This window comes from Halanaerobiales bacterium, from assembly GCA_035270125.1.
Classification (GTDB): Bacteria; Bacillota; Halanaerobiia; order Halanaerobiales; family DATFIM01; genus DATFIM01.
This window is the reverse complement of sequence record DATFIM010000073.1, coordinates 1-12794: the sequence shown is the minus strand read 5'-3', so window position 1 is coordinate 12794 and position 12794 is coordinate 1. Positions and strand designations below refer to the sequence as shown.

Genomic DNA, 12794 nt, shown 5'->3' with positions numbered 1-12794 from the left:
AATATTAATGTGGAAATATATAATGAAAAGAATTTTAGTTGCTATACCAGTATTGATTGGGATTTCAATTATAGCCTTTTTTATAATTAGGCTAGTTCCGGGTGATACAGTAACTGCTATGTTGGGAGTTAATTATAATCAAGAACAGGCAGAAGAATTAAGAGAAAAATATGGTCTGGATAAATCCCTGCCAGTACAATATGCAAAATGGATTGGAAATATTTTTAGAGGTGATATGGGTAGATCATTTTTCACAAATGAACCTGTTACCAAAACTATTATTGAACGATTGCCAGTTACTTTTCAACTCATGTTAATGAGTTTGTTTTATTGTATATTTATAGCTATTCCCTTAGGCACTATTGCAGCCATTAAGAGGAATAGTGCTGCTGATTATGGGGCCAGTTTTTTAGGTTTACTGGGGGTTTCAATACCAAATTTTTGGTTAGGGACAGTTATGATATTAATTCTTTCCTTAAAACTAAAATTATTTCCTTCAGGAGGATTTGTTCCTATCAGTGAATCTTTATCAGCTAATCTGCATCATATGTTTATGCCATCTATTGCATTGGGAGCTGCTGTAGGAGCAGTAATAATGAGAATGACTCGTTCTTCTATGCTAGAAGTTCTAGGAAAAGACTATATTGAAATGGCAAGGGCAAAAGGTGTAACAGAAAAAACTCTAGTTATTGGTCATGCTTTAAAAAATGCTCTGATACCAGTTGTAACTGTTATTGGAATACAAATGGGTTATCTTCTGGGAGGCTCAGTAGTAATAGAAAAAATATTTTCTTTACCTGGAATTGGTCAGCTTGCGCTTCAAGCTATAACAAATAGAGACTATGCACTTATGCAGGGAACCATTCTTTTGGTAGCTAGTGGGTTTGTTATTATAAATTTAATTGTAGATATTATTTATGCTGTAATAGATCCAAGAATCAGATATTAAATAAAGTAATTATGAAGTAGAGGAGGAGATCAAATTGCGCGAAATATTTTTAAGATTTTATAAAAATAAACTGGCATTTACTGGTTTTGTATTATTAGTTATATTTTTAATTTTTGCTTTAGCTGCTCCTTTAATTGCCCCTTATGACCCCTATAAAATGAATCCTAGATCAACTTTAGAAGGTCCTAGTGAAAAACATTGGTTTGGAACTGATCAGTTTGGAAGAGATATATTGAGCAGAATAATATATGGTACCCGTATTTCATTTCGAGTAGGATTAATATCTGTAAGTATTGCTCTGGTTATAGGTGTTATAATGGGAACTGTAGCTGGTTATTATGGTGGATGGGTTGATGGTGTTTTATCCCGGCTAATGGATATAATGTTTTCTTTTCCTCATATTTTATTAGCCCTTGTTATAATGGCCTTATTAGGATCAAGTTTAAATAATGTGATGATTGCAATTGGGATAGTATATACTCCAATTTTTGCTAGAATTGCCAGAGGTGCAGTTTTATCTATAAAAGATACTTTATATATAGAAGCAGCTCATTCAATGGGAGTTAAAGATATAGTAATTATGTGGAGACATATTCTTCCTAATATTTTGGCTCCAATAATTGTGCAAACTACTTTATCTTTTGGTTTTGCTATTAGAGCTGAAGCAGCATTAAGTTTTTTGGGTTTAGGTGTTGAACCTGATGTTCCCTCCTGGGGCATTATGCTTAATATGGGAACTAATTGGATGGAATCTGCCTGGTGGGTAGCTATATTTCCGGGTTTAGCTGCAACGCTTGCTATTTTGAGTTTCAATGTTTTAGGAGATGGTTTGCGTGATGCTCTTGATCCAAAATTGAAAAATGAGCTTGAAGAATAGGAAGGAGGGAAGAATAATGAATAATAAATTACTTGAAGTTAAAAATTTAAAAACACATTTTAAAACAAGAGAAGGTACAGTAAAAGCAGTAGATGGAATAGATTTCAAAGTAGATAGAAATGAAATTTTATCTATAGTTGGAGAATCAGGTTGTGGTAAAAGTGTTACTTCAAGAACAATTATGGGATTAATTGGTCATGAAAAAAGTGAAATAGTTGATGGGGAAGTATATTTTAAAGGAGAAAATCTTTTAGAAAAATCAAAAGAAGAGATGAGAAATATTAGAGGAGATGAAATTTCAATAATATTTCAGGATCCGATGACTTCTCTTAATCCTGTTTATACAGTTGGAGACCAAATTGCAGAAGTTCCAATTATTCATGAAAAAGAAAATAAAAAATCTGCTTTCAAAAGAGCGATAGATATGTTAAAAAAAGTGGGAATACCTTCTGCTGAGGCAAGAGCTAAACAATATCCACATCAGTTTAGTGGAGGAATGAGACAAAGAGGAGTAATTGGAATGTCACTTGTTTGTAGCCCTGATCTTTTAATTGCAGATGAACCTACAACTGCTCTTGATGTTACTATCCAATCTCAAATTTTAAAATTACTTCTTAAATTAAGAGAAGATATGGATTCGGGTATAATACTTATAACTCATAATTTAGGGGTAGTAGCAGAAATAAGTGATTCAGTAGCAGTCATGTATGCCGGTAAGTTAATGGAAAAAGCATCTGTAAGTGATTTGTTTAATAAAACATCTCATCCCTATACTAAAGGTTTATTAGCTTCTTTACCAGTTCCTGGAAAAAAGAAAGAATTAACTCCTATAGAAGGACAGCCACCTGATCTTCATAATCTTCCTTCAGGATGTAGATTTTCGCATAGATGTCCAAAAGCTATGGAAAAATGTCATAAAGAAGCTCCACCAATGTTTGAAGTTGGTAAAAACCATTATTCTGCATGTTGGTTAGAAGGTGATAAGAATGAATAAAAATGAATTAATTAGAGTTGAGAATCTCAAAAAATATTTTGAACTTGGAGGAGGTTTCTTTTCTCGTTCAAAAGAAGTTGTAAAAGCGGTAGATGGACTTAATTTTACAATATTTTCAGGTGAAACCCTTGGAATTGTAGGAGAATCAGGTTGTGGTAAATCAACAACAGGAAGACTACTTATGCGGCTTTTGGAGCCTACTAAGGGGGATATATTTTACAAAGATAAAAATTTAGTAAATATAGAGGGAAAAGAATTAAAAGATATGAGACAGAGATTTCAAATGATTTTTCAGGATCCATACGCTTCTTTGGATCCTAGAATGAAAGTTGAAAAAATAATTGAAGAGCCTCTTCGGACTCATAATTATCCTAAAAAAGAGAGAAAAGAAAGAATCAATGAACTATTAGAACAGGTAAGTATTCCAGAAAGTTATAAAGATCGTTATCCTCATGAATTTTCTGGGGGACAGAGACAGAGGATTGGTATTGCTAGAGCACTTGCTTTAAATCCTGAATTTATAGTAGCAGATGAACCTGTAGCCTCTCTAGATGTTTCAATACAGGCTCAGATATTAAATCTCATGAATAATTTGCAAAAAGAATTTGATTTAACTTACTTTTTTATTGCTCATGATCTGAGTGTGGTTCAATATATTAGTGACCGTATAGGAGTTATGTATTTGGGACAATTAGTAGAATTGGCTGAAAGTGATGAAGTATATTATAATCCTATACATCCTTATACTAGAGCTCTTCTTTCAGCAATTCCTTTACCTGACCCTGATGTAGAACATAATGAAATCCCTTTAAAAGGAGAAGTTGCTAGTCCAGTTAATCCTCCTTCAGGATGTAGATTTCATACACGTTGTCCGTATGCAGAAAAGATATGTTCAGAAAAAATACCACAATTCAAAGAAATAAAACAGGATCATTATGTAGCCTGTCATTTAAATCCCGGTTTTGAAAATTAAATAATCTTCATAAATCAACTGTATTTAAAAATGATACAGTTGATTTTTTATTTTTTGCAAAAAATAAAAAGGAATTTTAAAATAAATATAGAAGAATTTATATAAGTTAATAAAACTGATAACTAATACTAATTATTTTCTACAATAGGAGTGATAAACTATGAAAGAAGTACTAGAAGGTATTCTAGAAGCTATTGAAGATGAAATCCAGGCCCAAAATAAGTATAAAACTTTGAAAGAGCAGGCTGAAAATGATAAAGCTAAAGCTCTTTTTGATCAATTAATACAGGATGAAAAAGGACATGAAAAATTACTTCGTTCAAGATATGAAGCACTTAAATCACAAATGGAAAATACAGATAATGGATAATATATTTTAGGAGTGGATGTTGTGGTAAATACTCAATTTAGTTCTATTGTAACTCAAAATTTTGGTCAATTACCTGAAAATGAAATGAGAATTAGTGATTTGTTTATTAGTATTTCTAGAGCACTTGATATGGGAAAAATTGAGATCTTGGATCATTCAAGTAGAGTTGCCTATATATCTTTGGAATTAGCAAATTATCTAGAATTTAACAAAAAAGAAATAAATAAATTAGTTTTAACTTCTTTAATTAATAATATTGGGATAATGAGTGTTGAAGAAAAGAGGATTATCAAAAATAATTTTCAATTAAATGAAAAATTTATAGAAAGACAAAGTAGGAATGGAGCAAATTTACTCAAAAAAATAAATTTTTTACCTAATATTGATAATATTATTTTATACAGTCACCATAAATGGAATGGAGATAATTTTGATAATGTAAAAGAAAAGAAAATTCCTTTAGCAAGTCGTATAATTTTTCTTGCTGATAGAATTGAATCTCTAATTAGTGAAGAAAAATATATATTATTTCAGGTAGACAGAATTCTTAATAAAATAAAAGAAAAATCCGGAGAATGGTTTGATCCTGATTTAGTAAAAGCATTTTTAAAATTGGCTAAAAAAGAATCTTTTTGGTTAAATTTAGAAACCAAAGAATATAATAATATTTTAGAAGAATGGGGAAAAGAAACTCAAATCAAAATAAATTTAAAAAATCTGGAATCTTTAGCAACTATTTTAGCACATTTAATAGATCGAATAAGTCCTTTTACTTCTCGCCATAGTACAGGAGTTTCAACTATTGCTGCTATGTTGACTCATGAGTTAGGGTATGAAGAATTAGAACAACGTGTAATTAGAATTGCTGGTTTATTTCATGATTTAGGTAAATTGATTATTCCAGCTGAAATAATAGAGAAAGAAGCGGAATTGACTGATAAGGAATATAAAATTATAAAACAACATTCCTATTATACATATAGATTATTAAAGAAAATAAGAGGATTGGGAAGTATGCCTGAATGGGCAGCTTTTCATCATGAAAGATTGGATGGCAGTGGCTATCCTTTTCGTTTTTCATCAGAAGATATTAATATAGGGAGTAGAATAATGGCAGTAAGTGATGTATTTCAGGCTCTTACTGAAGATCGTCCTTACAGATCAGCTTTTACTATATCTAAGGCGCTGGAAATAATGGAAGAGATGGTTGAAAATAATAAAATTGATGAAAATATTTTTTTAACTTTAAAACAAAGTATATAATTTTAAATTAAGATCATAAAAAATTTGGAGGGAAAGGTATGGAAATAAATAAAAATATATTAAATGAAAATAAAGTAATTGTTAGTCCTCAAGAAAATATTGATTTTGCTAATTCTAATGAATTAAAAGAAGAATTAATCTCTATAAAAGAAGAAGGGTATAATCAGATAGAGATTGATTTTGGAGAAGTTAATAGTATCGATAGTTCAGGTTTGGGAAAACTATTATTATTTCATAAAAGATTAAAAGAGAAAGATGGAGAGTTATCTATAAAAAATATTCAAAGTGACTATATAAAGAATATGTTTGATATGATTAAATTAAATAAAGTTATAAAAATAGATGAAAAATAAAAAAATAAGCGATAATTAAAAATTTAAGTAGTGAAAAAGGGATGGGTATTTATATGAAGAGAGAAAATTTAGAAGCTAATAAATACATTGCATCACTCATAGAAAATTATACAGTTAAATTAGAAATGAAACAAATGGAGTTAGAATATTTATATTATGAATTGGAAAAACAAATTAAAAAAGCAGATGAAATACATAAACGCACCTTAAACTATAATAATCCAAAGTTAAAGAATTATTCTTTTGAAAGCTATTATCTTCCTGCAGAAAATTTAGGTGGAGATTTTTATGATATTATTAAAAAAGGCAATAAAGTTATATTATACTTATCTGATGTAACAGGCCATGGACTGGAAGCAGCAGTTATGAGTAGTTTTATCAAAAGTACTATCAATAGTTATGTAGAAGCGGTAAATATTGAAAAAATTAATCCGGCTAATATTGGACGATTTTTGGCAGAACAATATTTAAAAGAAAATTATCCAGATGATTATTTTATTTGTACGATTATTATGGTTTTGAATACTGATACTGATCAATTAGAATATCTAAATTTAGGTATACAGGAACCTATATTATTGTATAGGGAAAATAGAAATACTAAAAAATTAGATAAATTGATAAATAAAGGATTGCCTATATCATCTGCTTTTTCTATTGATGTTTTAGATTTTAAAACTGATAATTTATATTTAGAAGAAGGAGATACTTTGATTTTTAATACTGATGGTATTACAGAAGAAAGAGTTGATGGAGAATATTTTGTCGATATGTATCAAGAGGTTTTTCTAAATAAAGTTGATTTACCACCAGCAGTTATTTCTCAAAATATAAAAAATAAATTTATTGAGTTTACAAGGGAAAGCAATCCTATTAGAGATGATATTACTTATTTAATTTTTCAAAAAAACAAAAAAAATACAAAAAAATATTATTTTGAAATTGATAGTAATAAAAAAGCAGTAAGAAAATTTCATAAAGAGATTTTTGATTTATTGGGACATAATGATAAAAAAGATATATTTATAATGGGTTTGCATGAATTAATAATTAATGCTATGGAACATGGTAATAAAGCAAATAAAAATAAAAAAATAAGAATAGAATTATTAGTAAATGAAAAATTTGTTTTTGCAGTAGTAGAAGATGAAGGGAAGGGTTTTAATTGGAAAAAAGAAATAGATAAAAACTTTAATTTAGCTAAAAATAGTGATCGTGGAAGAGGTATAATAATGACTTTTGCTGGTTGTGATGAGTTTTTTTATAATAAGATTGGAAATAAAGCATATTTAATGAAAAAGATGTAAAGGAGTTGAACGTAGAAAATTAGGAGGAATTTAGTTGCAAAATATTTCATTATATAAAAAGTTTTTTCCAGAGATTAATGGGGATGTTAAAGAAGTAAAAGAAGATTATTTTTATAAAACTCCTGAAAAATTTCCTGTTAAATTTGAAACTTCTATTCCAACTCTAGAAATGATTTCTAAAATATTGGAAGAGGTTTTGCTTATAGAAGAATCTGAGGCAGTTGCTTATGTTGGTTTTCAAAAACTCTCCAGGGCAGAAGCGGTTCATGATAGATATCACCTCATAGCTGATAAAATCAAAAAGGTATATATGTTTGGAGAAAAGGATAAATTGTTAAAACCTCATTCAGATATTAAATTTGTATATTTACCACCTAAACATGATTTGATAAAAGAGTGGTTTTTGATAGTTGATCATCCTAAACGCAAATCCATGTTAGTAGCCTATGATTTAGATGGATTTGGAAAATATGAGGATGAGAAAAAACGTAATTTTATTGGATTTAAAACCAATAACCCTTTACTGGTAAAAAAGGGAATAAAATTGATAAAAACCATATTATAGTTTATAATAGACTAAAGTTCCTTTAGTCAAATAAACTATTGAGGTGGATATATGTACTATAATATATTATTAATATTTGTTTCTGTTATTATTTTTGGATATTATTTATTAAAAAGAGAAAATGAAAAATTGAAAAATACTATAATAGAAAAAGAAGAAAATATTGAAGATTTAAAAAAAGATATTGAAGGCAAATTAAAAAAAGCTCAGGATGTCCATAGAAAAATGTTACCTGATGGTTTAAATGAACCCCAAAACTTTTTTATAAGTGATTATTATAAGCCGGCTGAATATATTGGTGGAGATTATTATAATTTATTTAAAATAGATCATGAGGCTATGGATCCTCTTTTTAATCAGTATTTATTTTATTTTTTCGATGTGTCTGGGCATGGAATTGATAGTACATTATTATCGATATTTATAAATGACAGTATTGAAAATTATTTTAAATTACGCCATAATCCAGGAGAAATGGTTTCAACTAAAGATTTAATGACATATATTGATCAAAAATATCAAAATGAGCAATTTCCAGATGATTACCTTCTCTGCATGTTCATAGGAGTTATTGATTTAGATAAAAGTCAATTAGAATATAGTGCCCGTGGCTTTCAATTTCCTTTTTTCGAATTAGATTCTCATAACAATATAAATGATTACAGTATTGGAGGTTTGCCGATCTCTACTGCTATTGGTTCTATGAAAAATTTTAATAAGGAGGAAAAATTAGAACTTGAAAAAAATACCAGTTTGTTTTTTTCAACTGATGGTCTTTTTGAAAGTGAAAATGAGAATATAATTTATCATAAAAAAATTGATAAATTATTAAAAAAGTATTCATTTTTACCTGCCCCTTATTTGAATGATATAATCCAAAAAGATTTTTATGATTTTATGGGAGATAAAGATAATAGAGATGATATTACCTATTTAATTATGGACTATTTTGATGGTGATGTAGAAGAAGGAAATATTTTTAAGCAAAATTTCGAACTGGATTTTATAAATGATATAAAAGAAAATTTAACTACTTTTATAAAAAGCAATGAAAAGATATCTAGTAAAAATAATATAAATTTTAAATTTATAGACGATTCTTCTAAAATTATGCTAGCTATAGAAGATAAAAGTAGAAAAGTTAAATGGGATGAATTTATTAAAAAATATGAGTTTCAAAATGAAATTGTATTTATGGAAGAAATAGCAAATAAAGATATAACTAAGAATTTTTTTGAAGAAGCTAAGATTTATATAAGCAAAAATAAATTAGGAAATAAAGTTTATTTCCTTTTATTTAAAAATAAAAGTGAGGTGTAAATAATGGAAGAGAAAAACTTTAAATTTATTGTTGATGAAAGAGAAGTTCCAATAATGAAATTCAATGGAGAAATTGTTTTTGAAAATTCTAATGAACTTAAGGAGACAGCTAAAGAAAAAATACGCGAAACTGAGTATCAAAATTTAATAATGGATTTTGAAGATGTTTCTTTTATTGATAGTTCTGGTATTGGTTTTATTTTATCATTATTTAAATTTTTACGGGAAAGAGAAGGTGGATTAGTGATAGCTAATGCTAATGAAAAAATAAAGAAAAGTTTTAATATAACTAAAATATCTCAAATAATAAATATTTTTGATAGTGTAGATGAAGCATATAATAATCTAAAATAATCTACAAATTAAGTAGTAATGAGGTGCTTTTAATGGGTAATTTATTAGAAGAGAGTAAATTAGAATTTGGATGTAAGCCTAAAATCATCAAAAAATTTTTAGAAAAACTATTTAATATTTTAGAATCTTATAATACCCATATTGAAAATTTGAATTTTCGTATTGAATTAGCCTCTCGAGAAATGCTGGCAAATGCAATTGAACATGGTTGTAGTAGTGCTCCAAAGATTAATTCCTCTAAAAGCAATTTTAAAATCAGAGTTAATGTAAAAATTAAAAATGATAAAATAATATTAAGTGTAAAAGACCCTGGTAAAGGTTTTGATTGGGAGAATTGTAATTTAGAATCAGAATTATCTTTTGCAGAAAAAGGAAGAGGTTTAAAGATGATTAATGAGGTTGTTGATAGATTAGAATTTAATAATAGTGGTAACAAAATTACAGTATATTTCTATAGTAGAGATAAGATAGTAGAAAAATAATCAGCAGGAGGGAAAAATAGTGATAAAAAAAATAAAAAGCTCTATATTTGCTAAATTTGCTTTAAGTTTTTTAATAATTATTTTATTATTTGGAATAGCGAGTTACATAGAATATCATTATTCACATAAAGTTTTAGAAATGGAAAAAGAAATTATCGAAATGGAAGAATATCAATTACATTTGTCTTCATTGGAAATTGACCACCATCTCTGGGCAATGAGCATTTATGATATGCTTGTAGGGGGAGAGCCGCCTGAATTAGGTAATCATACAGAATGCAATCTTGGACAGTGGTATTATGATATGAATCCTGAGGATTATCTAAAAGAACCTTTTAATGCTATGGAAGAGCCTCACAAAAAATTACATAGCTTAGGGCAGGAAGTTGTTAGTTTATATGAATCAGGAAATGAAGAAGAGGCAATCAGGATGTTTAGAGAAGATGTTATGCCTAATTTAAATATGGTTAGAGAAAATTTAGCAGAAATGTCAGACCTGACCCAAAATGAGATAGAAAAGTTAAAAGAGGAAGAAGCACAAATAGAACAATTTTCAAATATGATTTTCTTTTTGGCAACTGGGATTACTTTAATTCTGTCAGGAATTATTGCTTATTTCTTAACCAAATCAACAGTTAATCCTGTAAATAGACTTGTGGAGAGGTCAAAAGAAGTAGCAAATGGTAATCTTAAAAAAGAAGTTGACAAAAAAGGTAAAACTGATGAAATTGGAGTATTAGTTGATAATTTTAATGAAATGATACGGACACTTAGAGAACTAGTAAGTAATATAGATGATAATTCAGATGCTGTTTTAACAGCTGCTGAAGATCTTAATACAGTTTCTGAAGAAACAGGTAGAAGTTCTGAAGAGATTGCCCACAGTATTACTGAAGTGGCAGAAGGTAGTGAAGATATAAATCATGATATACAAAGTGTTAAGGAAGTTGCTGATAATCTTAAGGAAGAAGGTAAAAGTCTAAAAGAAAATGTTAATAAGAGTTTAGAAATGGCAGATCAGTCTTCAAAATCAGCTGAAAAAGGAAATAAGGCTCTACAAAAGGCAATTAATCAGCTTGATGTAGTAAGTGAGACAGTTAATTTTGCAACTGAAGCAATAGAAAAGTTGGGTAAGAGGTCAGAAGAAATTGGAGATATGGTAGAAATGATAGAAGGAATATCTTCTCAAACTAATTTACTTGCCTTAAATGCTGCAATAGAGGCTGCTAGAGCTGGAGAAGAAGGCCGAGGATTCAGTGTGGTAGCAGAAGAGGTCAGAGAACTTGCTGAAGAATCTTCAGAAGTTACAAATAAGATAAATAGTTTAATAGAAGATATTCAGTCAGAGACTACCGCAACTGTAAACTCGATGGACACAAATATAGAAGAAGTTGAAAAACAGATCAGTATAATTAATGATGCTGGTGATTCTCTCAATAAGATGGTTGAAGCTTCTAATAAGACGCAAAAACAGATAGAAGAAATGAAAGAATTTGCTGTAAGTCTTGATAATATTATTGATTCACTTAATAGCTCTGTAAGTTCTGTTAGTGAAGCAGTTGAAAACAACTCAGCCAGTTCTGAAGAAGTATCTGCTTTAGCAGAAGAACAGAGTGCTACTGTAGAAGAACTTTCAGCTTCAGCTGATGAATTAGAAGAATTAGCTAAAAATCTTAACTCTTTAATTGCTCAATTTGAGGTAAAAGATAATTAAAAACTAACTAAAAAAACAAATAAAATTCTAACAAAGCCAGGATTTTCCTGGCTTTGATTTATGGATAAATTTTTCTATTTTGGATTAAATTTAAAATATGATAATATAAGAACAGGAGGAGAAAAAAGATGAATAAATTTAAAGTTGATATTAATTGTGATATGGGGGAAAGTTTTGGAGTTTATAATTTAGGAATGGATGAAGAAATTATTAAATATATTTCTTCAGCTAATATTGCCTGTGGTTTTCATGCCGGAGACCCATCAGTAATGGATGAAACAGTGAAAATGGCTGTAGAACAGGAAGTTATGGTTGGTGCTCATCCTAGTTTTAGAGATTTAGTTGGATTTGGCAGAAGAAAAATAGAAATAGAGCCTAAAGAAGTTAAAAAAATTATGATCTATCAAATTGGTGCTCTACAAGCTTTTGCTAAAGCCCATAATTTAAAATTACAACATGTAAAACCCCATGGATCTTTGAATAATATGGCTTCTACAGATTATGATTTAGCCTTAGCTATAGCTGAAGCTATTAAAGAGGTGGATGAAAATTTAATCTTTGTTGCTTTAGGTGGTTCAGCTATGTATAAAGCTGCTAATAATTTAGATTTGAGAGTTGCCAGTGAAGTATTTGCTGATAGAGCTTATAATTTAGATGGAACTCTTGTTTCCAGGAAAATTAAAGGAGCAGTTATTGAAGATCCAACTAAAGTAAAGAAAAGGGTTTTAAATATGATAAAAAATGGTGAAGTTAAAACAATTAATGGAGAAATTTTGCGTCTAAAAGCAGATACTGTTTGTGTCCATGGCGATAATCCTTCAGCTATTAAATTGGTAAAAGAGTTAGTTAAAGAATTAGAAAAAAATAAAATTGAAATAACTGCTATGAAAAATATTGTATAATTTGAAAATTAATAATTTGGAGTGGTTTGATGCAAATAAAATATAAGGTGGCGGGAGATAGTGCTTTATTAATTGAATTTGAAAATAAAATAGCTCCAGAAATTAATAATGAAGTACGAAAAATGTATTTAGCTATAAAAAATAAAGAAATTTGTGGAGTTGAAGAACTTATCCCAGCCTATTGTTCTATATTATTGCTATATAAACCTATAGAAATAACAAAAAGCAAATTAGTTGAGAAATTAAATACTTTAAAAAATAATTTAGAAAAATTCAATATTGAAAAGCCAGATGTAATTGAAATTCCTACTGTCTATGGTGGAGAATATGGCCCTGATCTTGATTATGTTGCTGAGTATAATAATTTAAGT

General features: G+C 28.6%; 15 protein-coding genes. All 15 read left to right on the top strand.

Annotation, left to right across the window (positions count from 1 at the left end; translation table 11 throughout):
* The first annotated feature begins 7 nt into the window (after positions 1-7).
* Complete coding sequence (locus tag VJ881_03790; protein HKL75169.1) at positions 8-949, top strand: ABC transporter permease; 942 nt, start codon at positions 8-10, stop codon at positions 947-949.
* Between the two features lie 34 nt (positions 950-983).
* Complete coding sequence (locus VJ881_03785) at positions 984-1826, top strand: ABC transporter permease (GenBank protein HKL75168.1); 843 nt, start codon at positions 984-986, stop codon at positions 1824-1826.
* A 16-nt stretch (positions 1827-1842) separates the two neighbouring features.
* A complete protein-coding gene (locus tag VJ881_03780; GenBank protein ID HKL75167.1) occupies positions 1843-2820 on the top strand; it encodes an ABC transporter ATP-binding protein in 978 nt (325 codons plus the stop codon).
* Positions 2813-3793, top strand: a complete 981-nt coding sequence (locus VJ881_03775; protein ID HKL75166.1) for an ABC transporter ATP-binding protein — start codon at positions 2813-2815, stop codon at positions 3791-3793. Before VJ881_03780 ends, VJ881_03775 begins: the two co-directional genes overlap by 8 nt.
* 160 nt (positions 3794-3953) lie before the next feature.
* Positions 3954-4163 carry a ferritin family protein gene (locus tag VJ881_03770; protein HKL75165.1) on the top strand — a complete coding sequence of 70 codons (210 nt, stop codon included), beginning with the start codon at positions 3954-3956 and terminating at the stop codon, positions 4161-4163.
* Positions 4164-4184: 21 nt separating this feature from the next.
* The gene (locus tag VJ881_03765) at positions 4185-5426 is read left to right on the top strand and encodes an HD domain-containing phosphohydrolase (GenBank protein ID HKL75164.1); all 1242 of its coding nucleotides are present in this window, start codon (positions 4185-4187) and stop codon (positions 5424-5426) included.
* Positions 5427-5464: 38 nt separating this feature from the next.
* A complete protein-coding gene (locus VJ881_03760) occupies positions 5465-5779 on the top strand; it encodes an STAS domain-containing protein (GenBank protein ID HKL75163.1) in 315 nt (104 codons plus the stop codon).
* A gap of 53 nt (positions 5780-5832) precedes the next feature.
* Complete coding sequence (locus VJ881_03755; GenBank protein ID HKL75162.1) at positions 5833-7086, top strand: SpoIIE family protein phosphatase; 1254 nt, start codon at positions 5833-5835, stop codon at positions 7084-7086.
* Between the two features lie 34 nt (positions 7087-7120).
* Entirely contained in the window at positions 7121-7651 is a 531-nt protein-coding gene (locus VJ881_03750; GenBank protein ID HKL75161.1) for a DICT sensory domain-containing protein, read from the top strand.
* Between the two features lie 51 nt (positions 7652-7702).
* Positions 7703-8971, top strand: coding sequence for a PP2C family protein-serine/threonine phosphatase (locus tag VJ881_03745; protein HKL75160.1), 1269 nt, complete (start codon positions 7703-7705; stop codon positions 8969-8971).
* Between the two features lie 3 nt (positions 8972-8974).
* Positions 8975-9325: an STAS domain-containing protein gene (locus tag VJ881_03740; protein ID HKL75159.1), complete on the top strand. Its 351-nt coding sequence runs from the start codon at positions 8975-8977 to the stop codon at positions 9323-9325.
* 32 nt (positions 9326-9357) lie between these two features.
* Positions 9358-9807, top strand: a complete 450-nt coding sequence (locus tag VJ881_03735; GenBank protein HKL75158.1) for an ATP-binding protein — start codon at positions 9358-9360, stop codon at positions 9805-9807.
* 19 nt (positions 9808-9826) lie between these two features.
* A complete protein-coding gene (locus VJ881_03730) occupies positions 9827-11521 on the top strand; it encodes a methyl-accepting chemotaxis protein (protein ID HKL75157.1) in 1695 nt (564 codons plus the stop codon).
* A 128-nt stretch (positions 11522-11649) separates the two neighbouring features.
* On the top strand, positions 11650-12423 hold the full coding sequence (locus VJ881_03725) for a 5-oxoprolinase subunit PxpA (protein HKL75156.1): 774 nt from the start codon (positions 11650-11652) through the stop codon (positions 12421-12423).
* 29 nt (positions 12424-12452) lie between these two features.
* On the top strand, positions 12453-12794 hold a 342-nt coding region (locus VJ881_03720), incomplete at its 3' end, for a carboxyltransferase domain-containing protein (protein ID HKL75155.1).

Bases quoted from the DNA above. Each gene is read 5' to 3' on its own strand.
- VJ881_03790 (HKL75169.1), top strand. From the start codon at position 8: ATGTGGAAATATATAATGAAAAGAATTTTAGTTGCTATACCAGTATTG.
- VJ881_03780 (HKL75167.1), top strand. From the start codon at position 1,843: ATGAATAATAAATTACTTGAAGTTAAAAATTTAAAAACACATTTTAAA.
- VJ881_03775 (HKL75166.1), top strand. From the start codon at position 2,813: ATGAATAAAAATGAATTAATTAGAGTTGAGAATCTCAAAAAATATTTT.
- VJ881_03770 (HKL75165.1), top strand. From the start codon at position 3,954: ATGAAAGAAGTACTAGAAGGTATTCTAGAAGCTATTGAAGATGAAATC.
- VJ881_03760 (HKL75163.1), top strand. From the start codon at position 5,465: ATGGAAATAAATAAAAATATATTAAATGAAAATAAAGTAATTGTTAGT.
- VJ881_03755 (HKL75162.1), top strand. From the start codon at position 5,833: ATGAAGAGAGAAAATTTAGAAGCTAATAAATACATTGCATCACTCATA.
- VJ881_03745 (HKL75160.1), top strand. From the start codon at position 7,703: ATGTACTATAATATATTATTAATATTTGTTTCTGTTATTATTTTTGGA.
- VJ881_03740 (HKL75159.1), top strand. From the start codon at position 8,975: ATGGAAGAGAAAAACTTTAAATTTATTGTTGATGAAAGAGAAGTTCCA.
- VJ881_03735 (HKL75158.1), top strand. From the start codon at position 9,358: ATGGGTAATTTATTAGAAGAGAGTAAATTAGAATTTGGATGTAAGCCT.
- VJ881_03725 (HKL75156.1), top strand. From the start codon at position 11,650: ATGAATAAATTTAAAGTTGATATTAATTGTGATATGGGGGAAAGTTTT.